The sequence below is a fragment of the Thermus brevis genome (assembly GCF_026427635.1).
GTDB classification, from domain to species: Bacteria; Deinococcota; Deinococci; order Deinococcales; family Thermaceae; genus Thermus; species Thermus antranikianii.
On the sequence record NZ_CP102606.1, the window covers coordinates 140,825 to 165,553 of the forward strand.

A 24,729-nucleotide genomic window follows, 5' to 3' on the forward strand; every position below is an offset into this window, starting at 1 on the left:
AGGTCCCGAAGCGGAGGCACATGGAAAAGCTTTACGAGGGCAAGGCGAAAATCCTTTACCCGGAAGGGCCCGACACCCTCAGGGTTTACTTTAAGGACGAGGCTACGGCCTTCAACGCGCAGAAGCGGGGCCTCATCCCCGGGAAGGGAGTGGTCAACAACAAGGTTTCGGCAACCCTCTTCCGCTACCTGGAAGCCCACGGGGTGAGAACCCATTTCCTCGAGGAGCTCTCCGACCGGGAGATGCGGGTCCTACGGGTGGAGATCCTCCCCCTGGAGGTCATCCTCCGCTTCAAAGCAGCGGGGAGCTTCGCCAAGCGCTACGGGGTGAAGGAGGGCACCCCCCTAAGGGCTCCCTTGGTGGAGTACTCCCTTAAAAGCGACCCTCTGGGCGACCCCTTGATCTGCCCCGAGGCCATTTTGGCCCTGGGCCTGGCCACGGAGGAGGAGCTTTCCCGGGTGAAGGCCACCACCCTGAAGGTAGGGGAGCTATTGCGGGATTTCTTCGCCCAAAGGGGGCTGGACCTCATCGACTTCAAGCTGGAGTTCGGCAAAAGGAACGGGGAGATCCTTCTCGCCGACGAGATCTCCCCCGACACCATGCGCCTTTGGGACCAAAAGACGGGAGAGCCCATGGACAAGGACCGCTTCCGCAAGGACCTGGGAGGTGTGGAGGAAGCCTACCAGGAGGTCCTCCGGCGGGTTCTAAGGGGGTAGCCATGCCCAAGTACCAGGCCACCCTGCTCATTGAGCTTAAAGAGGGCATCCTGGACCCCCAGGGCCGGGCGGTGGAAGGGGTTTTGAAGGATCTGGGCCACCCCGTGGATTCGGTGCGGGTGGGGAAGGTCCTCGAGGTCGTCTTCCCCGCGGAAACCCTCCTGGAGGCGGAGGAGAAAGCCAGGGCCATGGGGAAGCTTTTGGCCAACCCGGTGATGGAGGTCTTTACCCTGGAGGCCTTAAAGGAACTTCCATGAAGTGGGCCATCATCCGCTTCCCTGGCTCCAACTGCGACGAGGACGCCCGCTTCGCCTTGGAGAAGGCGGGCTTAAAGGCGGAGTACGTCTGGCATACGGAAACAAGCCTGAAGGGCTTTGACGGGGCCTTCTTGCCAGGAGGCTTCAGCTATGGAGATTACCTGAGGGCCGGGGCCCTGGCGGCCAAAAGCCCGGTGATGGAGGAGGTAAGGCGCTTCGCCCATGAAGGGCGGCCCGTGATCGGGGTGTGCAACGGCTTCCAGGTGCTCACCGAGGCCGGGATCCTTCCCGGGGCCCTCCTCGCCAACCTGAACCTGCACTTCACCTGCAAGGAAGTGGGGGTAAGGGTGGAGCGCAACGACCTCCCCTTCACCCGCCTCTACCAGAAGGGGCAGGTCCTCCGCCTGCCCATCGCCCACGCTGAGGGCCGCTACTATGCGGACGCCGAGACCCTGGCCCGGCTGGAGGGAGAAGGCCTGGTGGTCTTCCGCTACGCCCCCTTAAAGGGGGAAACGGACTACAACCCCAACGGGAGCCTCCACGACATCGCCGGCATCACCAACGAGAAGGGCAATGTCCTCGGCATGATGCCCCACCCCGAGCGGGCGGTGGATGAGGTTTTGGGCGGCACGGATGGGCTCCCCTTGTTCCTGGGGTTCTTAGAGGAGGTAACGGGATGAAACCCAAGGCCATCACCTTTGACTTCTGGGGCACCCTCTTCACGGAGGGAAAGGCGTTTTTGGAAAAGGTCATGCCCGCCCGGTACGAGATCCTCCTGGATGCCCTATCTGAGGCCGGGCACCCGGCGGAGGAGCACGAGGTGCGGGAAGCCTACCGCCAGGCGGCCATCGCCTTTGAGGAGGCCTGGAAGGCCGGGGAACATATGTCCGTATACGACCGGGTGTCCCGCATCTTCGCCCTTCTTGGGGCTCCCCATGACCCCGGGCTTATCGCCCTCACCGCCAGGAAGCTGGAGGAAAGCTCCCTTCTGGTGGACCTCGAGGCCCTCCCTGGAGTGGGGGCGTTGAAGGAGCTGGCCAAGAAATACCCCCTGGCCCTGGTTTCCGACACCGGCCTCACCCCGGGCCGTCTCATCCGGGAACACCTGAAGCGGCAGGGGCTGGATGTCTTCCAGGCCTACAGCTTCTCCGACGAAACCGGCTACGTGAAGCCCAAGCCCGAGGCCTTCCGGGTGGCCCTCGAGGCCCTGGGCGTGGCCCCGGAGGAAGCCCTGCACGTGGGCGACCTGCCCCAGACGGACATCAAGGGAGCCTTCGCCACCGGCTACCCCTGGGCGGTGCAGTACGTGGGCCTGAGGGAGGTGAACGGGGAGATCAAGCCCACGGCCAAGATCAAGGACCACCGGGAGCTTCTTCCCCTTCTCCAGTGATGGAAACCCTAGCCCAAGAAATCGGCATCCCGGAAGAGGAGTATCGGGAGATCACCAAGAGGCTTGGCCGAGAGCCCAACCGGGTGGAGCTTTTCCTCTTCAAGGTGATGTGGAGCGAGCACTGCGCCTACAAGAATTCCCGGCCCCTCCTGAAGCAACTTCCCAAGGAAGGGGAGGCCGTCCTGCAGGGCCCGGGGGAGAACGCCGGCGTGGTGCGCATCGGCGAGGGCTGGGCGGTAGCCTTTAAGATCGAAAGCCACAACCACCCCTCGGCGGTGGAGCCCTTCCAGGGTGCCGCCACCGGGGTGGGGGGGATCATCCGGGACATCATGAGCATGGGGGCCCGGCCCATCGCCCTGCTGGATTCCTTGCGCTTTGGCCCCCTGGGGGACGCTCGAAGCCGCTACCTCCTCAAGGGGGTGGTCTCCGGCATCGCCCACTACGGCAACGCCATCGGGGTCCCCACGGTGGGCGGGGACCTCTACTTCCACGAGGGCTACCGGGAAAACCCCCTGGTGAACGCCATGTGCCTGGGGCTTCTTAGGGAGGAGCACTTAAGGCGAAGCCAGGCCTCCTTAGGCCGGCCCATCTACTATGCCGGGGCCAAGACGGGAAGGGATGGGATTGGGGGTGCCGCCTTCGCCAGCCGGGAGCTTTCCGAGGACAAGGAGGAGGACCGGCCGGCAGTCCAGGTGGGGGACCCCTTTTTGGGGAAGCTCCTTATGGAGGCTACCCTCGAGGCCATCGAAAAGGACCTGGTGGAAGGTGTCCAGGACATGGGGGCGGCAGGGCTCACCAGTAGCCTCTCGGAGCTGGCCTTCAAGTCGGGCCTCGGGGTGGAGCTGGACCTAGACCGCGTCCCCACCCGGGAAAGGGACATGGGGCCCATAGAGCTTCTCCTCTCCGAAAGCCAGGAGCGCATGGTCCTGGTGCCCAAGGAGGGCAAGGAGAAGGAGCTGGAAGAGGTCTTCCAGCGGTGGAGCCTGGACTGCGTGCCCGTGGCCAGAACCATCCCCGAACGGGTCTTCCGCGTCCTCTTCCGGGGCGAGGTGGTGGCCGAGGTCCCCACGGAGGCCCTGGCGGAAGCCCCCACCTATGTGCGCATCGGAAGGGAGGACCCCGAGATCCGAAGGCTCCGGGAGATGCCCCTTCCCCCGCTTGCCGCCAACCCCCAGGAGGTTCTTCTCCAGCTCCTCGCCTCCCCCAACCTGGCAAGCCGGGAACCCGTCTACGAACGCTACGACCACCAGGTGGGAACCCGGACCACCCTGGTGCCGGGCAAGGGGGATGCGGCGGTGCTCTGGGTGAAGGGAACCCACCTGGGCATTGCCACCAAGGTGGACCAGAACCCCAGGTATAGCCGCCTCCATCCCCGGCTTGGAGCCATGCACGCCCTAGCCGAGGCCTGCCGCAACGTGAGCGTGGTGGGGGCAAGGCCTTTGGCCTACACCGACGGCCTCAACCTGGGAAGCCCGGAAACCCCGGAAGGCTACTTTGAGCTCCAGGAAACCATCGCCGGCCTCAGGGAGGCCAGCGAGGCCCTGGGGGTGCCGGTAGTCTCCGGAAATGTATCCCTCTACAACGAAAGCGGGGGCCGGCGCATCCCCCCCACGGCCATGGTGGGGGTGGTGGGGGTCTTGGACATCAGGAGACGGGCGGAGATGGGCTTCCGCCGCCCGGGAGAGGTGATCCTCCTTTTGGGAGAGGAGAAAGGGGAGCTTGGGGGAAGCGAGGTCCTCCACCTCCTTACGGGCCTCGAGACGGGCCATCCACCCAAGCTGGATCTGGAGCGGGAGAAGCGGGTACAGGAGGCCATCCGGGAGCTCATCGGCTTGGGCCTCACCCGCACCGCCCACGACCTGGCGGAAGGAGGGCTTTTGGTGGCCCTGGCGGAGATGACCTTCCCCTATGGCCTAGGAGCCACGGTGGAGGTGCGCACCCGGGGCCTCGACCAGCCGCCAGGCCAGCTTGCCACCCTCTTCGGCGAGGCACCGAGCCGGATCCTCTTCACCGTGGCCAAGGAGGACCTCAAGGAGGTCACCTTCCGCCTGGAGGAAAGGGGCCTTCCCTACCGCGTCCTGGGCGAAACCGGGGGGAATACCCTCACGGTCCTCACCCCGGATGGGGTGCTAGAGTGGGAGGTACAGGAGCTCCTCGCCGCCTGGAAGCGGCCCCTGAGGGAGGTGCTGGATGGACAAGCCTAGGGAAGAGTGCGGGGTCTTGGGGCTTTGGAGCGAAGAACCCCTGGACGCGGCGGGGCTACTCCATCTGGGCCTTCTCGCCCTCCAGCACCGGGGGCAGGAGGCGGCGGGGATTGCCGTATCGGACGGGAAGGAGTTTTTGGTGGAGAAGGATCTCGGCCTGGTGAACCAGGTTTTTACGGAGGAGCGCCTGGCCCGCCTGCGCCTGGGGGAAGCCCGGCTGGGCCTGGCCCACACCCGCTACTCCACCACGGGCTCCAACCTGCGCTTCAACGCCCAGCCCCTCACCGCCCGCACCGCCCACGGGGTTCTGGCCATCGCCCATAACGGCAACTTCACCAACGCCAAACCCCTTCGCGACCGGCTTCTAAAGGAAGGGGCCACCTTCCAGAGCACCTCGGACACCGAGGTGATGCTCCTCCTCCTCGCCCGCTTGGGCCACCTCTCCCTCCCTGAGGCGGCCGCCGAGGCCATGAAGGCCCTGGAGGGAGGGTATTCCATCCTCCTCATGGACCGCAGGACCGTGGTGGCCCTCCGGGATCCCCACGGGGTGCGGCCCCTGGCCATCGGCAGGCTTCCTAAAGGCTACGCCTTTGCCTCCGAGCCCCCGGCCCTCGAGCTCATGGGGGCCCGGTACCTCCGGGATGTGCGCCCGGGAGAGGTGGTCTGGGTGGAGGAAGGCGAGCTTAAAAGCCTCCAGGCCCTTTCCCCAAACCCCGCCCCCTGCGCCTTTGAGTGGATCTACTTCGCCAGGCCCGATAGCCTCCTGGACGGGGTGGAGGCCTACGAGGCCCGGGTGCGCATGGGCATGGAGCTCTTCCGGGAAGCCCCGGCCGAAGCGGACATGGTGGTGCCGGTGCCCGACTCCGGCATCGGGGCGGCGGTGGGCTACGCCAAGGCTAGCGGCCTTCCTCTGGAGTACGGCCTTTACAAGAACCCCTATGCGGGCCGCACCTTCATCCAGCCCACCCAGGCGCTAAGGGACCTGAAGACCCGCTTGAAGCTCTCCCCCACCTCGGCGGTGCAGGGCAAGCGGGTGGTGCTCATCGACGACTCCATCGTGCGGGGCACCACCAGCCGCCACATCGTGGCCATGCTGAAGGAAGCAGGGGCCCGGGAAGTCCACTTCCGGGTTTCCAGCCCCCCCATCCGCTTCCCCTGCTACTACGGCATCGACACCGCCGCCCGTAAGGAGCTCATCGCCGCCGAGAAGAGCGTGGAGGAGATCCGGGCCTTCATCGGGGCGGATACCTTGGCCTTCCTCTCGGAGGAAGGGGTGAAACGGGCCATTGGAGGGCCCGTGTGCCTGGCCTGCTTCAACGGGCGCTACCCGGCCGGGGTGCCCGTGGAAGGGGAAAAACTGGCCTTGGAAATCCTCTAGGCCCTATCCCTAGTCCCCACCCTAGCCAAGCCAGGGGGGCGCTAGCCCCTCGAGGCCACCCCCCGCCTTAGGAAAAACCCCGTCCCAAGGCCCAGAAGAAACCCCACCAGCAGGAAGATAAAGGCGAAAGCCCCGGTGGAAGCCAGGTGCCAGCCGAAGAACCAGTAGCTACACACCGCATACCGCTCCACCTGCACCCGGACCAGCTCCGGCAGGTCGCGGCTGGAGGTAAAGTTGATGAGAATAATGGCCACAAGCAGGATAGCCAGGGTCAGGGCAAGCCCCCACTTCAAAATCGGGAAAACACTTCCTTTCATGTCCCAAGCTTAGCAAAGGAAAGGCCCTTTCCGGGGTCCTTCCGCCTCCTCCTAAGGCCCCGGTTCCCGGTAAAGGTAACCTGGTAGCGCCCCGGTGCAGGGCCTATAATCGGCCTATGGTCAGGACCAGCTTACGGGACGAGGCCCTTTTTCAGCTCATCGCCTTGGAGGAAAAGCGCCAGCGGGAAGGCCTGGAGCTCATCGCCAGCGAGAACTTTGTCTCCGCCCAGGTGCGGGAGGCTGTGGGAAGCGTCCTCACCAACAAGTACGCGGAGGGCTACCCGGGTGCCCGCTACTACGGGGGATGCGAGATCATCGACCAGGTGGAAAGCCTGGCCATCGAGCGGGCCAAGGAGCTCTTTGGGGCCGCCTGGGCCAACGTCCAGCCCCACTCTGGCTCCCAGGCCAACATGGCGGTGTACATGGCCCTCATGGAGCCGGGGGAGACCCTCATGGGGATGGACCTCGCCGCGGGAGGCCACCTCACCCACGGCTCCAAGGTGAACTTCTCCGGAAAGCTCTACAAGGTGGTCTCCTACGGGGTCCGGCCCGACACCGAGCTCATCGATCTGGAGGAGGTGCGCCGCCTGGCCCTCGAGCACCGGCCCAAGGTGATCATGGCGGGAGCCAGCGCCTACCCCCGCTTCTGGGACTTCAAGGCCTTCCGGGAGATCGCCGAGGAGGTGGGGGCCTACCTGGTGGTGGACATGGCCCACTTCGCCGGCCTGGTGGCGGCGGGGCTCCACCCCAACCCCCTCCCCTACGCCCACGTGGTCACCAGCACCACCCACAAGACCCTAAGGGGCCCGAGGGGCGGGCTAATTCTCTCCAACGACCTCGAGCTGGGCAAGAAGATAGACAAGCTCATCTTCCCCGGCATCCAGGGCGGCCCCCTGGAGCACGTGATCGCCGGCAAGGCGGTGGCCTTCTTTGAGGCCCTGCAGCCCGAGTTCAAGGAGTATAGCCGGCTGGTGGTGGAAAACGCCAAGCGCCTTGGCGAGGAGCTGGCCAAAAGGGGCTACCGCCTGGTCACGGGGGGAACCGACAACCACCTCTTCCTCCTGGACCTCCGCCCCAAGGGCCTGACCGGCAAGGAGGCGGAGGAGAAGCTGGATGCCGTGGGCATCACCGTGAACAAGAACGCCATCCCCTTTGACCCCAAGCCCCCCAGGGTCACCTCTGGGATCCGCATCGGCACCCCGGCCATCACCACCCGGGGCTTCACCCCGGAGGAGATGCCCCTGGTGGCGGAGCTCATCGACCGGGCCCTCATGGAGGGGCCCTCGGAGGCCCTGCGGGAGGAGGTTAGGCGGCTCGCCCTCGCCCACCCCATGCCCTAGGGAAGCCTTAGAATGGAAGAGGATGCTCAAGCGCCTCGAGGTGCGTAACCTCGCCGTAATCCGCGAGGCTACCCTGGAGCTCGGGCCTGGGCTCAACGTCCTCACCGGGGAAACCGGGGCGGGGAAAAGCCTCCTGGTGGACGCTTTAGCCCTCCTCCTGGGGGCCAGGTCCGAGGGGCTTTTGGGTCCTTTTGGCGATAGCCTCCTGGTGACCGCCTTCTTCCAAGGTGAGGGCGAGGAGCACATCCTCTCCCGCCGCGTTGGGGGCCGCTCTACCCCCCGGATCGATGGGGAGGTGGTGAGCCTAAAAGAACTCCAAGAGGAGGCGGAAAGGTGGCTTTCCCTCCACGCCCAGCACACGGCCATCGCCCTTCTCTCCCCCAAAAGGCAGCGGGAGCTTCTGGATGCCCTGCTGCCCCCGGGCCTCCTCCAGGAGTACGGGGAGGCCTACAGGAGGCATCAGGCTCTCCTTGCGGAAAAGCGCACCCTGGAGGAAGCTCTGAGGGCCAAGACCGAGCGGGAGGACCTCTTGCGCTTCCAGCTCAAGGAGATCCAGGAAGCAAGCCCCAGGCCTGGCGAGGATCAGGAGCTGGAGACCGAGGCGCAAAGGCTTCGCCATCTGGAAGCCCTGAGGGAGCGCTCGGGAAAGGCCTACGCCCTCTTGGCGGAAGGAGGTGCCCTGGATCTTCTTCAGGCAGCCCTGCGGGAGCTAAGGGCGGGAAGCCGCTTTGACCCGGCCCTCGAGGCCCTGGCCAGGGACCTGGAGGCGGCTTTGGAAGGTGGCCGGGCCGTGGCCCGGGAGCTGGAGGACTACCTGGAAAGCCTGGAAGGAGATCCCAGCCGCCTGGCCCAGCTGGAGGAGCGCCTTTCCCTTCTGGAAAGGCTTAAGCGCAAGTACGGCCCCACCCTGGAGGAGGTCCTGCGCTACCGGGAAAGGGCAGAGGAGGAGCTGAAGGCCCTGGAGGGAGGGGAAGAACGGCTCTTGGAGCTGGAAAGAGCTTTAAGGGTGGCCTCGGAGGCCCTCTATAAGGCGGGGGAGCGCCTTTCCGAAGCCCGCCTCGAGGCGGCACGGAAGCTGGAAAAGGAAATGGAGGCGGAGCTTTCCGCTCTGGGCTTCCCCAAAGCCCGCTTCCAGGTGGAGCTCAAGCCCCTTCCCGAACCCGGACCCCAGGGCCTGGAGGAGGTCCTCTTCCGCTTCTCCGCCAACCCCCACCTTCCCCCTGCTTCCCTTTCCGCAGCCAGCGGCGGGGAGCTCTCCCGCATCGCCCTGGCTTTAGCCCTCCTCACCGGGGCCGAGGCCCCCACCGTGGTCTTCGATGAGGTGGACACCGGGGTGGGCGGGGAAACCGCCTGGAAGGTGGCGGAAAGGCTCGCCCAGCTGGGCCAGGCCCGGCAGGTCCTGGTGGTCACCCACCTGCCCCAGATTGCCGCCCGCGCGAAGAGGCACCTCAGGGTGGTGAAGGAAGGGGAGGAGGTGCGCATCGAGGTGCTGGAAGGGGAGAAGCGCATACGGGAGCTTGCCCGCCTCCTCTCCGGCCAGTACACCGAGGCCGCCTTGGCTCACGCCCGCCTCCTTCTGGAAGGAAACGGCCACCTTGCGCAGGATTGGGTGGAGGCCCAGGAATGAATCCCCTCGAGGCTCCCTACCCCGTCTATCTTGTCCGGGAAAGAGAGGTGGTGCGCAACTCCCCAGCCGAAGGCCTCCCCCTCCCCCAAGGGGACACCCTGGAGGTGGGAACGAAGACCTACCATGTAGTGCGCCTGCCCGCCCCGGAGGGTACCTACCTGCTTCTCTTCGAGGTCAGCCATCTCGCCGTGCGGGCCAAGGCCTACCAAAGCCTCCTTCGGGTGCTGAAGGGGCTCGTGCAACACGAGGAGCCGGAGGGCCTTCTCAAGGACTTGATCCGCGAAGCCGTGGCGGTGGTACCAGGAGCTGAAGCAGGCAGCATTCTCCTAAGGGAAGGGGGGTTCTTTTACCTGGTGGCCCAGGAAGGCTTCAGCGATCGCCTGCTCATGGCCCGCACCTCCTTGGAGGAGGAGATCTTCTGGTACGGCCTAGGAGTGGACAACTGGCAAAAGGGCCGGCCCCGGGTCCTCAAAGGGGAGGAGGTGCGGCACCTTTCCAGCCTGAGCACCGTGGAGGCCAGGCCCCTCTTCTTCGAGCACGGCCGCCTTCTGGAAATCCAGGCCACCTTGGGCCTGCCCATCGTCCTGGAGGGGGAGGTGCTGGCCACCATGAACCTGGATAGCTTCTCGGACCCCGAGGCCTTCGGCCCCCTTTCCCTGGAGCTGGCCCAGGCCTTCGCCTTGGAAGCCGCCCTCCTCCTCAAGGCCCTTAAGGAGCGCCAGGCCCTGCAGGAGGCCGCCCGCACCGACCCCCTCACCGGTCTTGGCAACCGCCGGGCCCTGGAGGAGGCCTTTCCCCTGCTCCTGCAGGAAGCCCGGACCCTGGGGGAGCCTTTGTCCCTGATCTACTGGGACCTCAACGGCCTTAAGGCCTTGAACGACCGGGAGGGCCATGCGGTGGGCGACCAGGCCCTGAAGAGCCTGGCCCAGGCCCTAAGAAACCTCTCCCGCCGCCGCGACGTGGCCTTCCGCATCGGCGGGGATGAGTTCGTAAGCCTCCACCTGGGCCTGAAGGCGGTGGAGATCCCCGCCCTCATCGCCCGGCTTCAGGAGAACCTGCCCTACCAGGTGGCCGCAGGAGGGCTTCTGGTGGAGGGGGAGGACCTGGAGGCCCTCCTCAAGGAGGCCGACAAACGCATGTACCGGGCCAAGAGGGCTAGAAAAGGGCTTTAACCCCATCCGCCACGTACTGCACCGCCAAAGCCGCCAGGAGGATCCCCAAGACCCGGGTGACCACGTTCACCCCCGTGCGCCCCAGGGCCCGGCGCACCTGGGCCGCAAGCCGGAGGAACACATAGGCCAGGGCCAGGACCAAAAAGACCGTGAAAAGGACCACCACAAAGCCCAGGGGTTCCTTCCGGGCCTCTGCGGCCAGGATAAGGACGCTGGCCAAGGCCCCGGGGCCGGCGATCAAGGGAATGGCCAGGGGAAAGACGGAGATATCCGCCCGGAGGCGGGCCTCATCCTTTTCCTCCTCCGTTTCCCGCTCGTGGTGGGCGAAGACCATCTCGGTGGCGATGCGGAAGAGGAGGATGCCCCCGGCGATGCGCAGGGCCTCGAGGCTAATCCCCAGGTAGCCCAAAAGCCCCCGCCCGAAGAAAAAAAAGGAGACCAAAAGCCCCCCCGCCACCAGCACCGCCTTCCTGGCGATCTGGGCCTGTTTCCTTTGAGGACGGTCCCCGGCCAGGGCCAGAAAGACCGGCACCAGCCCCACCGGGTCCATGACCACGAAGAGGGTGAGGAAGGATTTGAGGAAAAGCTCCAGCACGAAGGCCTAAAGGCGCATCTTCCCCGCCACCAGGAGTTCCCCGAACTCCTCCTCCAGGGCCCTCGCCCCTTCCTCGGTCCGGGCCACCACCAGGATGGTATCCTCCCCCGCCAGGGTGCCCACGATCTCGTCCCGCTTGAGGCGGTCCATCAAAAGGGCGATGCCGGAGGCGTGGCCCTCCGCCGTCTTCACCACCAGGATATTCCCCCCCCGGTCCACGTCCTTGACGAAGAGGCCAAACTGCCGCTTCAGTTCCTCGTAAACGTCCTCGGGAAGCTCCATGGAGGGCAGGGCGTACTTGTGCCGCCCCTTGCCCAGGGAAACCCGGGCCAGCCTCAGCTCGGCGATGTCCCGGCTCACCGTGGCCTGGGTCACCTCAAACCCCAGCTGCCTCAGGCGCTCCACCAGCTCCTTCTGCGTGCCGATCTCCTCCCGGCTCACGATCTCCTGAATGGCGCGGTGCCGCTCCGCTTTGCTTCGCATAGACACCCCTCTAACCCTTCCAGAACTCTTTAACCAAGTCCAGTATACGGTCGGCCACCTGCCGCTTGGGCATGCGGGGGAGTTCCAGCACCCGGCCATCCCGGAGGAGGAGGACCACCTCGTTCTCGAGGCTGCCGAAGCCCACTCCCTCGCGGTTCACCCAGTTGAGGACGATGAGGTCCAGGTTCTTGCGGAGAAGCTTCTCCTTGGCCCGCGCCAGGCCCTCCCCGGTCTCCATGGCGAAGCCCACCAGGACCCTCGGTCCCTTGTTCTCCCCCAGCTCCTTGAGGATGTCGGGGTTGGGAAGGAGGCGGAGAACCTTCTCCGCCGCCACCTTGGGCTCCTTCTCCCGGCTCACCTCCGCCGGGCGGTAGTCGGCCACCGCCGCCGCCATCACCACCGCCTGGGCCCAGGAATAGCGCCCCAGAATGGCCTCGCGCATCTCCAAGGCGCTTTCCACCCGCACCACCTCCACCCCCCAGGGGGCGGGCAGGGCCGTGGGCCCGGAAACCAGCACCACCTCCGCCCCCCGGTCCCGGGCAGCCTCGGCCACGGCGTAGCCCATGCGGCCCGAGGAAGGGTTGGAAAGGTAGCGCACCGGGTCCAGGTACTCCCGGGTGGGGCCGGCAGACACCAGAAGCTTAAGGCCCTTAAGGTCCTTGGGCGTGAGGAAGGCCTGAAGCCTCTCCAAAAGCTCCTCGGGCTCCAGCATCCGTCCCCATCCCTCCCCCTCCCCCACCGCCGCCAAGGGTCCGTGGGCGGGGCCGAAGAGGGCATGGCCCATGTCCTCGAGGGTCCGGGCATGCTCCTGGGTCCTGGGGGAAAGCCACATGGCCTCGTTCATGGCCGGGGCCCAGGCCACCCGCTTAGCCCCTGCGAGAAGCGTGGCGGAAAGGAGGTCGTCGGCCAGGCCCAGGGCCGCCTTGGCCATGGCGTCGGCGGTGGCGGGAGACACCAAAACCACATCGGCCCAGCGGGCGAGTTCTATATGTAAGGCCCGGCCATCCGGCCTGAACCAGGCCTCCTCCGTGGCCACCTCCCCCCCGGCGGCCACCGCCAGGGAAAGGGGGGTGATGAACTCCAGGGCCCTGGGGGTGGCCAGGACCCGTACCTCGTGGCCCTGGCCCCTGAGAAGACGGAGGAGGTGGGGGGCCTTGATGGCCGCCACCCCCCCCGTCACCGCCACCAGGACCCGGGCCACCTACTCCTCCTCTTCCACCGGGTAAAGCCGCTCCATCTCCCTCTGCAGGCGGTCCTCGGGCACCAGGTTCTCCCCGAAGACCAGCCTTCCCGTGAGCATCTCCTTCATGGCCCAGGTGACGGGGTTGGGGTCGTCCAGGATCCCCTCGAGGGTCCGCATCTTGGGCCTCTCCTCCGGCTCCAGAACCGTGTTCTTAAAGCGGTGGCGGAGAAGCTGCTCCGCCCGCTTGGCCACCACCACGGTGAGCCGGTACTTGGAATCCACCATGCCAAAAAGCTTGTCAATCCCGGGTTCCGCCATAACTCCTCCGTAGAATCTCGTCCAGCTCAGCTTCCAGGTCCTTATCCCGCTTCAAGGCCCTCTCCAAGGCGGGGCCCATCCTGGGGGTGCGCCGCCTCTCGGCGGTAAGGATGGCCAGGAAGTCGGCCACCGCCTCCTCCAGCACATCGTTCACGATCACGTAGTCAAAGAGGTGGGCGTTTCGTATCTCCCACTCCGCCTGCTTCAGCCGCTTTTCGATCTTCTCCGGAGCGTCCTTGCCCCGGTAGACCAAACGCCGCTTCAGCTCGGAAAGGGAAGGGGGCAGGAGGAAGATGAGGACCGCCTCCGGTACCTTCTTGCGCACCTGCAGGGCTCCCTGGACCTCGATCTCCAGGAGGACATCCTCCCCCCGGGCCAAGGCCCGCTCCACCGGAGCCTTGGGGGTACCGTACAGGTGCCCCACGTACTCGGCGTGCTCCAAGAACCCACCCTCCCGCAGCAAGGCCTCGAAGGTGGCCCTATCCACAAAGTAGTAGTCCACCCCATCCCGTTCTCCGGGACGCGGGGGACGGGTGGTCATGGAGATGGAGTAGAAGAGGCGGGTGCGCTCCAGCACCTTGGCCCGCACCGTGCCCTTCCCCACCCCGCTGGCCCCGGTCATGACGAAAAGGCGGCCCCCCATACCCCTCACCCCGGGAGGATACCAAAGCCACCTGGAGGAGGCAAGGATTTTTGTGGCCTATAACACACTGCCTGCGTGGTACACTTGGGCCCGTGGCCTGGTACGAGGGGGCTTTCTTCTACCAGATCTTTCCCGACCGCTACTTCCGGGCTGGCCCTTTCGGAAAGCCTGCTCCGGCGGGTCCTTTGGAACCCTGGGAGGCACCCCCCTCCCCTAGGGGCTTCAAGGGGGGAACCCTCTGGGGCATAGCGGAGAAAATCCCCTACCTCAAGGACCTGGGGGTGGAAGCCCTTTACCTGAACCCCGTCTTCGCCTCCACCGCCAACCACCGGTACCACACCACGGACTATTTCCAGGTGGATCCTCTCCTGGGGGGGAACATGGCCCTAAGGCACCTTTTGGAAGTAGCCCATGCCCACGGCATGCGGGTTATCCTGGACGGGGTCTTCAACCACACGGGTAGGGGCTTTTTTGCCTTCCAACACCTTCTGGAAAACGGAGAACAAAGCCCCTACCGGGACTGGTACTACGTGAAGGGTTTTCCCCTAAACCCCTATAGCCGCCACCCCAACTACGAGGCCTGGTGGGGCAATCCCGAGCTCCCCAAGCTCCGGGTGGAAACCCCGGCGGTGCGGGAGTATCTCCTGGAGGTGGCGGAGCACTGGATCCGCTTCGGCGCGGATGGCTGGCGGCTGGACGTGCCCAACGAGATCTCTGACCCCGAGTTCTGGCGGGCCTTCCGCAGGAGGGTCAAGGGAGCCAATCCCGAGGCCTACATCGTAGGGGAGATCTGGGAGGAAGCCGACTTCTGGCTCCAGGGGGATATGTTCGACGCCACCATGAACTACCCCTTGAGCCGGGCCATCCTGGGCTTCGTGGGGGGAGAGGTCCTGGACCAGGAGCTATCCTCCCGCTCGGGGCTGGGGCGGATCGAACCCCTTCAGGCCCTGGCCTTCAGCCACCGCCTGGAGGGCCTCTTCAGCCGTTACCACCCGGAAGTGGTGCGGGCCCAGATGAACCTCCTCACCTCCCACGACACCCCCCGCCTCCTCACCCTCCTTAGGGGAAGCGTGGAGCGGGCTAAGCTGGCCCTTTCCCTGCTTTTCCTCCTGCCCGGAAACCCCACGGTGTACTACGGGGAGGAGGTGGGGATGGAAGGGGGCCACGACCCGGAAAACCGGGCGGGCATGGTCTGGGACCAGGCCCGCTGGAAGGAGGAGATCCGCCAAACCGTGCGGCGCATGGCCCGCTTGCGCCAGGAACACCCCGAGCTCCGCACCGCCCCCTACCAGCGGGTCTATGCCGCAGACGGGCACCTGGCCTTCACCCGGGGGCCCTACCTGGTGGTGGTGAACGCCTCCTCCGAGCCTTTCCGCCAGGATTTTCCCCTGCATGGTGCCCTGCCTCGAGGGGCTCAGGGTGTGGACCTCCTCTCCGGGAAAACCTGCACCCCGGTGGGAGGACGCCTTTGCGGGCCCGAGCTCCCCCCCTTTTCCGTGGCCATCTGGGTGGAGGTTTAGGACCAGGCTCCTTCAAAGCGCAGAAGCCAGGCCTTAAGCCCCTCCTGCCCGGCAAACCCCCCAAGCCGCCCGTCGGCGTGGATCACCCGGTGGGCAGGCACCAGGAGGAAAAAGGGCGAAGCCCGCATCCCCGCCCCCACCGCCCTCGGGGAAAGGCCAAGCTCCCGCGCCAGGCTCCCATAACTTTCCGTGTGCCCGTAGGGGATAAGGCGCACCCTCTCATAAAGGGCCACCCGCTTAGGGGAAAACCCCGTGTAGTCCAGGGGGATGTCCAAAAAATCGGGCTTTTCCCCGGCGAAGTAGGCCAGCACCCGCTCCCGCACCCTTTCGGCCAAGGGGCCCCTGGCCTCGAGGCCCCGGGGGAAAAGGGCGGGCTCCAAACGCCGCACCCCCCCGGGGCTCACCTCGAGCCACAAAGGACCGATGGGCGTGGGAATCAACATGGCTCTTTAGCGGGGTCGGCGAGGCTATCTTGTGGCCCAAGCCTCCTCAGGGCCCGGAATCCCACCCAGCAAAAGGTCGGAGAGGAAGGTGCCGGGGAAGTAATACCCGAGGATCTCCCGGTACCCGTACCCTGCCTCCGCCATGCCCTTGGCACCCCACTGGGAGAGCCCCACCCCGTGCCCTGCTCCCCGGCCCTCCGCCTGCCAACCCCTAAACTCCACCAAGGCCGAAGGCAGGCCCAGGTTCCGCACCAGCCGCTGGGCCTCGGGGCCCTGCACCTCCACCCCCAGTAGCCGTAGGCGCCATACCCTGCCCGAGGCGCTTCGCTCCAGCACCACCGGGGAATCCCCAAGGGAGCCGGCCTGGGGAGTACGGCCCATGGCCCTCAAGGCCGCCGCCGCCCGCTCCGGGCTCACGGAAAGCTGCCACTGGCTTTTGGGACCCCGGGCGTAGGGGTCCGGCCTCGGCCGCAAATAGGGCAGGGCCGTCTGAAAGACCTCCTCGCTCCCTGCGGTCATACCCCCGGAGTCGGCGTGGTACAGCGCGGAAATGGCCCTTCCCTGGTAGCTTAAGACCTTACCCTGGGTACCCCTCACCGCCTCAGTATGCCTGGGGGTTTCCACGGCCAAGCCCAGGTAGACCTGGCAGATCTCGCTGGCGCAGAGGTCGTAAGGAGCCCGGGGATTCAAGCGGTTCACGGCGAAGGTGCGGGCCACCACCGCCTGGGCCTTTAAAGCCTCCTGGGGAAAGCCCTCGGGCATCTCTGCAGGGAGGACGCCGAGGAGGTAATCCTCCAAAAGGACCAGGTTCACCACCAAAAGCCTTCCCCCCTGGGCAAGAAGGCGCACCCCACCCCTATAGGTGCGCCCATCCAGGCGGAAATAGGGCTCGGGAAACTCCCAAAAGGGCTGGAGCCTGCCCTCCACCCAGACCCCCTGGGCCATCCCCCTGGCCCGCACGGTTCCCTGGCCCTCCGGCAGGAGAAGGGATACCTCCTGGCCTTCCGGCACCTCCTTAAGGAGCACCCTGAGGAGGAGGTCCTCCTTCTGGCCCCGGGAGGGCAGGAGCCAGACCAGCAAAAGGAGGCATGCCAGAAGGGCGCCCTTTAACCCATGCGTCATATATTGCCCCCATCCTACCACCTAGCCCAAAACCAGGGTGGCCCTTCCCGAGGTGGGCGCCTCCTGGAGCTTAAGGAGGGCCTCCGGGTGGCGCAAGGCGTACATGGCGAAGGGGTAGACCCGTTCCTGGGGCAGGCCTCGAGGCAAAAGGTGCCGCTTGAGGCGCTCCAGGTGACGGAGAAGGACCGCATCCCGCCCCATGCGGGCGCGAAGGAGCTTCTTCAAAAGCCTTTCCCCCTCCCCCTTCAGCCTCGCCTGGAAGCGGCGGAAAGGCCTTTCCAAGGTGGGCTCCAGGGCATGGGCCTTCTGGCCCAGGGCCTCCACCTCCTCCAAGAGGCGCAAAAGCTCCGCCTCGAGGCCCCTGAACCCTTCCAGCACCTCCTTGACAGCCTTAAGAAAGGCATCCTCCCCCCCATCCACAAACGCCCAGGGATCCAGGCGGTACCTCTCCACAATGCGGCGGATGGGAGGCTCCAAAACCACCGCCCTCAGGCGAAGGAAGAGGGCAGGCATGGGGATGCCGCAAAGGGCGTAGACCCCGGAAAGCTCGGCCACATACCGGAACTCGTTGGGACCCACCACGAAGCCCGCCGTGGGCAGAACCAGGTCCTGGAACACCGGCCTCAAGCCCGCCGCAGGAGTAAGGCGGCTGGGATCGGTCCTGAGGATCTCCAGAAGCTCCTTTTTGCCGTAGCGGCGCACCCCGTCGGTAAAGGCTCCATCCTGATAAAAAAGCAATCTTCTTTGATCAGTTTCTAAAAACAGATTGGTGGCCCCTGGCTTGCGCTTCAAAGGAGGCTTGCCCCCCAAAGCGCGGATGCGCTCCGCCTCCTGGTTGATGGCCTGGGCGCTGGCCAGGGGGTCCTCCAGCTCTCTTTCCAGGGCCTTTTGGAAAAGGGGGGCAAGCTCCGGGGCCATGGGGTCAAAGGGAATGAGGCCCCGCTCCCCCAGAAAGGCCAAGAGGGTGCGGGCGAAAAACTCGGACAAGGTTTCCCCCTCCAGGGCGTAGGCCACCCGGGCATCCCGGGACCAGGGACCCAGAAACTCCCTCACCGCCTCTCGGTAAAGGGCAAAAGGAATCCGCCCTGCGGGAAGGGGCGGCAGGGGCAGGGACAGGGTACGCACCTCCTCCTCCAGGAGAAGGTGAAGGTGGCGCACCTCCTCCACATCGTGGTCCTGGGAAGCCACCCAGAAGAGGGAAGCCGCCCCCACCTTTTCCGCCAGGCCCAAGGCGGTGTGGGCCTTGTAGAAGGTCAGGGCAGGCCCTCCCAGAAGCCCCGCCTGCTGGCCCGTGACCACCGCCCCCTGCCCCAGGCCCTCGAGGGCCGCCAGGACCTCCCGTGGAGCCTGAAGACGCTTCAGGTAAGCTGTGAGCGCCGAAGAAAGTTGGGGATGTCCTTCCCGGCCCAAGCGCTCTTTGAGGACCTCTTCCCCCTGGGGTAGGCCCAAAAGCTGGGCCAGGACCTGGGCTTCCATGCTTCAAAGCCTAAAGCGCCTCGGCCAGGCGGGCAAGGGCCTGGGGTTCCCGGACCTCCACCCTCCGGTAGCCCAGGTCCACCACCCCCGAAAGGGCCCACTCCCCCAGGAGCTTGGTCACGGTCTCCCGGGTGGCCCCCACCATGCGGGCCAGGTCCTGGTGGGAAAAGGCCACCTCCCCCGCCTGGCTTAGCCTCAGGAGAAGCCGGGCCAAGCGCTGGCTCACGGAGAGGTGGCGCAGCTCCCAAAGCCGCTCCTCTGCCTCTTTCAGCCGGGCGTACAGAGCCTCCAGGAGGAAGCGCTCCACCTCGGGAAAACGCGCCCGCAAGGGGGCTAGGGCTTCCTGGGGGGCGAAGAGGAACTCGGCGTAAGTCAGGGCGGTGGCTCCCGAGGTGCGACGTCGCCCCCCCACCAGGACCTCCTCCCCAAAAAGCCCTCCAGGCCCCACCACCCCCAAGGTGGCTGGCTCCCCTTCCGCCGAGCGGGGTCCTTCTAGCCAGACAAGCCCCTCCCGCACCAGGTACACCCCGTCCGCCCGGTCCCCCAAGGCGTAGAGAGGGGTACCCCGCAAGACCCTCTTGGGCTGGAACACCCTGGCCATCTCCCGCCGGGCCTCGAGGGAAAGCTCCTGGAACATGCCCCGAGTTTACAAAAAGAGGGGGGCTTCGGAGGAAGGGATAAGCCCCCGGGCCTCGGCCTCAGCGAAGAGCCTTTTCACCGCCTTTTCCCCTTCCTCCCCCACGTCCTGGCTGAACCCGTTCACATAGGTGCGTACATGGGCCCAGATCACCTCCTCCGAAAGCTCCTGGGCATGGGCTTTCAGGTAGGGAAGGGTTTCCTCGGGATGGGCAAAGGCGTATTCCAGGCTCCGCCGCACCGCCTCGTCCAGGGCCTGGATGAGCTCCTTCCCCAGATCCCGCCAGGCCAGGATGGCCCCCAAGGGAAGGGGCAGGCCCGTTTCCCCCTCCCACCACTCCCCCAGGTCCAGGACCTTGACCAGGCCGTACTCCGGGTAGGTGAAACGGCTTTCGTGGATGATGAGGCCCGCCTCCACCTCCCCTTGGGCCACCAGGGGCATGATGCGGTCGTAGCGCACCTCCACCGGCTCAAACCCCTCCGCGTACAGGGAGAGGAGCAAAAAAGCCGTGGTGTTCCGCCCGGGGATGGCCACCCGGGCTCCCTTCAGGCTCCTCAAGGGCTTCTTGGCCACCACCAAAGGGCCCACCCCTCTTCCCAAGGCTCCCCCGCTCCGTAGGGCCACATACCGGTCCCGCACCCTCCCATAGGCGGCATAGGAGAGCTTGGTCAGGGGTAGCCTCCCCTCCAGAGCCCAGCGGTTCAGGGTTTCCACGTCCTCCAAAACCGCCTCCACCGGAAGGGGGCTTTCCACAAGGCCATGGGTGAGGGCGTAAAAGATGAAGGTGTCGTTGGGGCAGGGGGAGTAGCCCAGCTTCAGAACCGGCGCCTCCATGAACCCTACTGTACCCCCTTGAGGGCCCGTTTGAAGAGCTCGGGGGCGAAGGCCTTGAGGGCTCTCAAAAACCCCGTGGCCCCCCGGGCCCGCCCCGGGATCACGTAGACCGGAACCCCCAGGCGCTCCGCCTCGAGGCGCACGGGCTCGGAGAAGTCGTGGCCCACATAGCTGGAAACCACCATGAGGCCATGGGCCTTCTCCAGGCGGTTCTGGATACGCCTCAGGGCCTCCTTGCCCACCCCGGCGGTGTCCGCATCAAACCAGTCCACCTTGAGGCCCCGGGCCTCGAGGAGGGGAACCAGCCGGCTCCTGAGCTGGGTGTGCCCGCCCACCACCAGAAGGTGCTCCCCGTGGAACTGGGGCAGGCCCTCCTGCAGGAGCTCCTCCTTGGTCTCGGGCAGGGCCTTTGGGCTTTCCCCCAAGGCCTCCAGGCCCCGGCTCACCGCCTTAAGCTCCTCCAGGTAAAGGGTAAGGCTCTCGTCGTGGGGCCTCAGGAAGAGGAGGTTTCTTAAGACTTCCCGGGAAAGGTCCAGGTCCTTTTCCCGGTAGAGGGCTACCTCCAAGGCCTTCTGCCAGTGCTCCGCCGCCTTCCGCCAGTTGCCCTGGGCCTCGTAGTGCTCCGCCAGGTCAAAGAGCACCTCCAGGGCCTGGGGGTCAGCCTTCAGTTCCTCCAGCAAGAGCCTTTCCACCTCCTCCCCCCGCCCCTCGGCATACAGGGCTGCCAGGTACTGCCCCCGCACCTCCGAGGCCTCGGGGCTTTCCCGGAAACCACGGGAAAGCCGGTAGGCCAGGGCCAGAAGCTCCAGGGGGGGCTTGGGCGTGCGGCCCAGGGCCTGGTAGAGAAGGCTAAAGGCAGCCCAGGGACCCTCCAGCCTCTCCAGAAGGGCAAGGAGCCCCATGAGGTCCTCCTCGGCCACCTCGGAAAGCCCGGCATCCCGGGCCCGGGAGAGAAGCTCCCGGGCCAGGACCTCCTCTCCCCCCTTCAGGGCCTCCTGGGCCAGCTGGAAAAGGTAGGGGGCGGGGTAGGCCCTCAAGGCGTGGGCCCGCTTGTGGTCCCCCAGGATCTCCTTAAGGGGCCGCCTGAGGGCCCTCTTCACCTGGGCCAGGTGGTGATAGGCTAGGCCCGCCACCTCCCCTGTTCCCCGCTCCGCCGCCCGCTCCAAAAGGCGCAGGGCCTCCAGGTGGCGCCCCTCCCGTTCCCGGAGCATCCCAAGAAGCAGCAAGGCCTCGGGGATCTCCGCCCGGGCCAAGGCCTCGGTGAGGTAGGGCTCCACCGGCTTTAAATCCTCTAGAGGCCGCACCTCCAGAGGGGAGCGCACCCTTAGGGCCACCAGGGCGAGCCCCAAGAAGCCCTCGGCCTCGTCCAGATCCGCAAGCCTCCTGGCATACCGCTCCGCCCGGGCAAAAAGCCCCTGGATCAGGGCGGCCTTTAAGCCAAGCCGGAGCATCTCCCGGGTTAGGAGGTTTGGGGAAAGATCCTCTACAAACTCCGCCCGGCGGCTTACCTCCGCCCACTCCCCTTCCCGGGCGAAGCGGCGCATGCGCTCGGTGATCCGTTCCAAGGCCTCCCGCACGTACCCTTCTGCCTCGGGCAGGCCCGATTCCACAAACTGCCTAAGGGCGTCCGCATACCGCCCCAGGCTCAGGTAGACCCGGCCCAGGTAGATCCGGTACCTTCCTCCCCTCCCGGCCAGGGCCTCGAGGCGGGGCCTGGCCCGCTCGTACTCCCCGAGCTCCACCAGCACCATGGCCCTCAGGTCCTCCGCTTCCTCGGAAAGGGCCCGCCTTAAGACCTCCTCCGCCTCGGCATAGCGGGAAAGGGCGAAAAGGGCCCGCCCCCTCAGGCAGGCCGCCTCCCCTTCCACTCCCTCGGGCAGATGGGCCAGCACCTCCGCATACCGCCCTGCGGCCAGAAGCTCCCGCACCTCGGAAAGATCCCCCTGAACCAGAACGGGAACCTGCAGGGGCGCCTCCTCGAGGTCCAAGGAAGCCTCCTCGTCCACTGCCTGGGACCAGGCCTCCTCCTTAACCTCCAGCGCCTCGGGCCTTCTCGCCAGCACCAGAAAGTACTCTCCCTCCCCCACCCGCTCCACCTGGTCAAACCCCAGGTGCTTTAGCCCTTCCTCCACCCCTTCCGGGCTTTTGCCTAGGAAGGGTCCGTGGCCGTAGATCAAAAGCCCCCCGGGCTTCAAAAGCCGGGCCAGAAGGGGAAGGCGGTCAAAGAAACTGAAGCGTTTCCAGAAGGAATGGACTTCGAGGCGGCTTTCCAGCTCCTGGTCCACAAAGCCCTCGGGGAAGACGGAAAGGAGAAGCAGGGTGTCAAAGGGAGGGAGCTCCGCCTCCTCCGCCCAAGCTACATGCCAGGTCACCTCGGGCACCCGCTTTTTCCCAAGCTCCACGGCCTCCTCCACCCCGTCCAGGGCGTGGAAGGAAAGCTCGGGCCGCTTCCTTTGCAAATAACCCACCAAGGCCCCAGTGAAGGCCCCCACCTCCAAAACCTGCCCCTCTAAGCGGGAAGGCACCTCCCGGGCGTAGAACTCCAAAAAGGGCAGGTGCATGCCGTAGACCAGGGCCTCCCCCTTGGGCACCTTGAGGATCTCCTGGTAGAAACTTCGCACCGCCTCCCTGCCGCCCCCCGAAAGATAGGCCCGCCAGGCCTTGAGAACGGGCTCCCGCTTGGCGGGACTTCCCACCCGCTTGGCCAACTCGGCCTCAAAGCGCCCCGGGGAAACCGGCCCCAAGACGCCAAACCGCTCCTTCAGGTATAGCCTTAGCTCATCAGGCATTTGCCGGAAGTCTACCAAAGGGAGGGGGGGTTGGTCCAGCAGAACCCCCCGCCCGGGCATAACCCCAAGCGGGGGGAACCCCAGCCCGCTAGGCGGGAACCTCCTGAGTGAAGAGGTCGGTGTAGCGCCGCTTGGCCCGCATGGGAGCCCGGTGGTAAACGTAGGAGGCCAGGAGGGGGAAGGCCAGGGTGGCCTCGGCGAAGACCATCTGGGAAAGGGTGGCGTCCACCTTGCCCCAGCTTTGGGCCTCGGAGAGGGTGGAGCCGGAAAGCCCCCCATCCCGCTCATCGGCCACGGTGATCTGGATGGCGTACTTGTGCATCTCCACCGGGTGGCCCAGCACCTCGGCAGCCACCACGATGTCCTGGGCGAAGTTCTTGGGTACCCCACCCCCCAGCATCACCAGGCCCGTGGTGCCGGCTTTGAGCTTGATCTCGGTGAGCTCGCGGAAGTCGGCCACGGAGTCTATGGTCACGTGGGCCTTGGGGTTTTTCACCTGGTGGTAGACCAGGCCGAAGCCCGCGGAGGAGTCGGAGAAGGCAGGCACGAAGATGGGCACCCCCTCCTCGTAAGCAGCCCGGACGATGCTCTTCTCCCCCAGGCCCCTTTCCGCCAGGTAGCGGCCCATGTGCCAGATGAACTCCCGGCTGGAGTAGGGCCTAGGCTCCAGGGAATTGGCGATCTCGGCGATGGTGTAGTCCGTGTGGCGGAGCTCCTCCTCGTCGATGTAGGTGTCGTAGATGCGGTCGATCCAAAGCCGCCTAAGGGTTTCATCGTCAGCCTTGGGGTCTCCCTGGTAGTGGCGGTGGCCCAAGGCTTCAAAGAAGTCCTGGTCCACAATGTTGGCCCCGGTGGCCACGATGGCGTCCACCAGGCCCTTCCGGATAAGGTCGTGGATGATGAGGCCCTGGCCGGCAGAAACCAGGCTACCCGCCAGGGTGAGGATGACGGTGGCGTCGTCCTCCAGCATCTTGAGGTAGATCTCCGCCGCCCGGTAGAGGTTCCGGGCCTGGAAGGCAGTCTTGCCCATGGCCTCGAGGATGGGCCCAGCGTCAAAGACCTTGATGTCTATGGGAACCACGGGCGTAGAGAGGAGTTCCTTCTTCTCCATCCTTCTCCTTTCTACGCGGGGTGGGCGTCGGGCGGCTCCCCCCTTGTTCGCGCCCCCTGCCTTTAGGGCAGGACTTCCAGTATACCACCCCCGGCGATGGGGGGGTAGACCTCGAGGGGGCCCTCCACCTCCTCGTGGGGCTCCACCATCCTTCCGCCCACCGCCAGAAGCCAAACCTCCTCCAGGGGAATACCCAACTTCTCCAGGGCTTCCTTGGGCGTCTTGGCCTCCACCTCGAGGACCTCCCCAAACCGCCTAAGGTCCCCGTGAAGAACCACCTTCATCAGTATCCCTCCAAAACCACGTTCCTAAGGGGCTCACCCCGGAGGTACCGCCCCACCTGCTCCGCCAAAAACCGGGCCGCCCGGCGGTGGAAACCCTGAGAAAGCCCGGCCACATGCGGGGTGATGAGGACTCCAGGAGCCCGCCAAAGAGGATGGTTGGAAGGCAGAGGCTCAGGGTCGGTGACATCCAAGGCCACCCGAACTTTCCCCTCCCGTAGCGCCTCGAGGAGGGCTTCTGTGTCCACCACTGGCCCCCGGCCAGCATTCACCAAAAGAGTCCCCGGCTTCATCCAGGAAAGGAACTCCCGGCCCACCAGCCCCCGGGTTTCGGGGGTAAGGGGGAGGAGGATCACCACGGCATCCGCCTGGGGCAGAAGATGCGGGAGGTCCTGGGGAGTGTAGACCCCAGGGCGGGCGTGCCTGGCCACGGGAAGCACCTCCACCCCAAAGGCCCTAAGCCTCTCCTCCACGGCTTTCCCGATGGAACCGTAGCCCAATAGAAGCACCTTCTTGCCCTCGAGGTCGGCCAGCACCCTGGGAGCCCAGCGCCCTTTCCCCTGGGCCTGCAAAAAGGCAGGCAGGTCCTTAAGGAGGGCCAAAAGGCTCATCACCACCCACTCCGCCACGGGCACGTCGTGGATGCCCGAGCCATCGCAAAGCACCACCCCCTCGGGCACAAGGGGCAGGATCCAGTCCACCCCGGCGGAAAGGGTCTGGACCACCTTGACCTCCACCTGTTCCAGCACCCGCCGCACCACTGCCTCCTGGCCGAAAGGAGGCAGGAAGAAGTCCACCGCCTTGGGCCAAGGCTCGTCCAGGTAATGCACCTCCACCTCTTCGGGTAAAAGGGCGAAGACCTCTTCCCTAAGCCTTGGGCTCAAGATGCGCAC

Annotated in this window: 25 protein-coding genes; 10 read left to right on the top strand and 15 right to left on the bottom strand. The window is 65.9% G+C overall.

The features are described 5' to 3' along the window. Positions 1–20 precede the first annotated feature (20 nt). From purC to purF, 6 genes are read left to right on the top strand one after another with little or no spacing between them, the layout of a single operon-like run. A complete protein-coding gene (gene purC / locus KQ693_RS00795; protein WP_126248892.1) occupies positions 21–716 on the top strand; it encodes a phosphoribosylaminoimidazolesuccinocarboxamide synthase in 696 nt (231 codons plus the stop codon). 2 nt (positions 717–718) lie between these two features. After that, entirely contained in the window at positions 719–973 is a 255-nt protein-coding gene (purS, locus tag KQ693_RS00800) for a phosphoribosylformylglycinamidine synthase subunit PurS (protein ID WP_015718047.1), read from the top strand. Then, a complete protein-coding gene (purQ, locus tag KQ693_RS00805; protein WP_219759676.1) occupies positions 970–1,653 on the top strand; it encodes a phosphoribosylformylglycinamidine synthase subunit PurQ in 684 nt (227 codons plus the stop codon). The genes purS and purQ overlap by 4 nt, the downstream gene beginning before the upstream one ends. Then, complete coding sequence (locus KQ693_RS00810) at positions 1,650–2,363, top strand: HAD family hydrolase (protein WP_219759677.1); 714 nt, start codon at positions 1,650–1,652, stop codon at positions 2,361–2,363. Before purQ ends, KQ693_RS00810 begins: the two co-directional genes overlap by 4 nt. After that, entirely contained in the window at positions 2,363–4,567 is a 2,205-nt protein-coding gene (purL, locus tag KQ693_RS00815; RefSeq protein WP_267261632.1) for a phosphoribosylformylglycinamidine synthase subunit PurL, read from the top strand. Before KQ693_RS00810 ends, purL begins: the two co-directional genes overlap by 1 nt. Further along, positions 4,554–5,945, top strand: a complete 1,392-nt coding sequence (purF, locus tag KQ693_RS00820) for an amidophosphoribosyltransferase (protein ID WP_267261633.1) — start codon at positions 4,554–4,556, stop codon at positions 5,943–5,945. Before purL ends, purF begins: the two co-directional genes overlap by 14 nt. 41 nt (positions 5,946–5,986) lie before the next feature. Here the strand turns inward: purF and KQ693_RS00825 are convergent, their stop codons facing one another. Beyond that, the gene (locus KQ693_RS00825) at positions 5,987–6,262 is read right to left on the bottom strand and encodes a hypothetical protein (RefSeq protein WP_105318096.1); all 276 of its coding nucleotides are present in this window, start codon (positions 6,260–6,262) and stop codon (positions 5,987–5,989) included. Positions 6,263–6,378: 116 nt separating this feature from the next. On the opposite strand from KQ693_RS00825, the gene glyA reads away from it, so the two are divergent. Genes glyA through KQ693_RS00840 form a run of 3 tightly spaced genes read left to right on the top strand, consistent with a single transcriptional unit; the run spans position 6,379 to position 10,401 of the window. Next, on the top strand, positions 6,379–7,602 hold the full coding sequence (gene glyA, locus KQ693_RS00830) for a serine hydroxymethyltransferase (RefSeq protein ID WP_219759680.1): 1,224 nt from the start codon (positions 6,379–6,381) through the stop codon (positions 7,600–7,602). 22 nt (positions 7,603–7,624) lie between these two features. After that, complete coding sequence (gene recN / locus KQ693_RS00835) at positions 7,625–9,229, top strand: DNA repair protein RecN (RefSeq protein WP_267261634.1); 1,605 nt, start codon at positions 7,625–7,627, stop codon at positions 9,227–9,229. Beyond that, positions 9,226–10,401, top strand: a complete 1,176-nt coding sequence (locus KQ693_RS00840) for a GGDEF domain-containing protein (RefSeq protein ID WP_267261635.1) — start codon at positions 9,226–9,228, stop codon at positions 10,399–10,401. Before recN ends, KQ693_RS00840 begins: the two co-directional genes overlap by 4 nt. Here the strand turns inward: KQ693_RS00840 and KQ693_RS00845 are convergent. Genes KQ693_RS00845 through gmk form a run of 5 tightly spaced genes read right to left on the bottom strand, consistent with a single transcriptional unit; the run spans position 10,385 to position 13,623 of the window. Then, the gene (locus KQ693_RS00845) at positions 10,385–10,996 is read right to left on the bottom strand and encodes a MarC family protein (RefSeq protein WP_015718056.1); all 612 of its coding nucleotides are present in this window, start codon (positions 10,994–10,996) and stop codon (positions 10,385–10,387) included. The two genes, KQ693_RS00840 and KQ693_RS00845, sit on opposite strands and share 17 nt — an antisense overlap. 6 nt (positions 10,997–11,002) lie before the next feature. Then, positions 11,003–11,479: an arginine repressor gene (argR, locus tag KQ693_RS00850; protein ID WP_015718057.1), complete on the bottom strand. Its 477-nt coding sequence runs from the start codon at positions 11,477–11,479 to the stop codon at positions 11,003–11,005. 10 nt (positions 11,480–11,489) lie between these two features. Then, complete coding sequence (coaBC, locus tag KQ693_RS00855) at positions 11,490–12,680, bottom strand: bifunctional phosphopantothenoylcysteine decarboxylase/phosphopantothenate--cysteine ligase CoaBC (RefSeq protein WP_267261636.1); 1,191 nt, start codon at positions 12,678–12,680, stop codon at positions 11,490–11,492. After that, a complete protein-coding gene (gene rpoZ, locus KQ693_RS00860) occupies positions 12,681–12,980 on the bottom strand; it encodes a DNA-directed RNA polymerase subunit omega (RefSeq protein ID WP_015718059.1) in 300 nt (99 codons plus the stop codon). It lies immediately after the preceding gene. After that, positions 12,961–13,623 (bottom strand): guanylate kinase, encoded by a 663-nt coding sequence (gene gmk / locus KQ693_RS00865; protein ID WP_267262394.1) that lies wholly within the window; start codon positions 13,621–13,623, stop codon positions 12,961–12,963. The genes rpoZ and gmk overlap by 20 nt, the downstream gene beginning before the upstream one ends. 92 nt (positions 13,624–13,715) lie before the next feature. On the opposite strand from gmk, the gene KQ693_RS00870 reads away from it, so the two are divergent. After that, the gene (locus KQ693_RS00870) at positions 13,716–15,143 is read left to right on the top strand and encodes a glycoside hydrolase family 13 protein (protein ID WP_267261637.1); all 1,428 of its coding nucleotides are present in this window, start codon (positions 13,716–13,718) and stop codon (positions 15,141–15,143) included. Here KQ693_RS00870 and KQ693_RS00875 read toward each other — a convergent pair. From KQ693_RS00875 to KQ693_RS00915, 9 genes are all read right to left on the bottom strand, one after another. Beyond that, entirely contained in the window at positions 15,140–15,586 is a 447-nt protein-coding gene (locus KQ693_RS00875) for a methylated-DNA--[protein]-cysteine S-methyltransferase (protein ID WP_219759687.1), read from the bottom strand. The genes KQ693_RS00870 and KQ693_RS00875 overlap by 4 nt on opposite strands. A gap of 24 nt (positions 15,587–15,610) precedes the next feature. Further along, positions 15,611–16,708: a SpoIID/LytB domain-containing protein gene (locus KQ693_RS00880; RefSeq protein WP_267261638.1), complete on the bottom strand. Its 1,098-nt coding sequence runs from the start codon at positions 16,706–16,708 to the stop codon at positions 15,611–15,613. 21 nt (positions 16,709–16,729) lie between these two features. Continuing rightward, entirely contained in the window at positions 16,730–18,184 is a 1,455-nt protein-coding gene (gene bshC, locus KQ693_RS00885) for a bacillithiol biosynthesis cysteine-adding enzyme BshC (protein WP_267261639.1), read from the bottom strand. Between the two features lie 10 nt (positions 18,185–18,194). Beyond that, on the bottom strand, positions 18,195–18,821 hold the full coding sequence (locus KQ693_RS00890; RefSeq protein WP_028493525.1) for a Crp/Fnr family transcriptional regulator: 627 nt from the start codon (positions 18,819–18,821) through the stop codon (positions 18,195–18,197). 9 nt (positions 18,822–18,830) lie between these two features. Beyond that, complete coding sequence (locus KQ693_RS00895) at positions 18,831–19,655, bottom strand: menaquinone biosynthesis family protein (protein ID WP_267261640.1); 825 nt, start codon at positions 19,653–19,655, stop codon at positions 18,831–18,833. Positions 19,656–19,660: 5 nt separating this feature from the next. Next, positions 19,661–22,444 carry a tetratricopeptide repeat protein gene (locus KQ693_RS00900; protein ID WP_267261641.1) on the bottom strand — a complete coding sequence of 928 codons (2,784 nt, stop codon included), beginning with the start codon at positions 22,442–22,444 and terminating at the stop codon, positions 19,661–19,663. Positions 22,445–22,532: 88 nt separating this feature from the next. After that, positions 22,533–23,555 carry a 1,9-bis(guanidino)-5-aza-nonane synthase gene (locus tag KQ693_RS00905; protein ID WP_267261642.1) on the bottom strand — a complete coding sequence of 341 codons (1,023 nt, stop codon included), beginning with the start codon at positions 23,553–23,555 and terminating at the stop codon, positions 22,533–22,535. Positions 23,556–23,617: 62 nt separating this feature from the next. Beyond that, positions 23,618–23,839, bottom strand: coding sequence for a hypothetical protein (locus tag KQ693_RS00910; RefSeq protein WP_267261643.1), 222 nt, complete (start codon positions 23,837–23,839; stop codon positions 23,618–23,620). Next, the gene (locus KQ693_RS00915) at positions 23,839–24,729 is read right to left on the bottom strand and encodes a 2-hydroxyacid dehydrogenase (RefSeq protein ID WP_267262395.1); all 891 of its coding nucleotides are present in this window, start codon (positions 24,727–24,729) and stop codon (positions 23,839–23,841) included. The genes KQ693_RS00910 and KQ693_RS00915 overlap by 1 nt, the downstream gene beginning before the upstream one ends.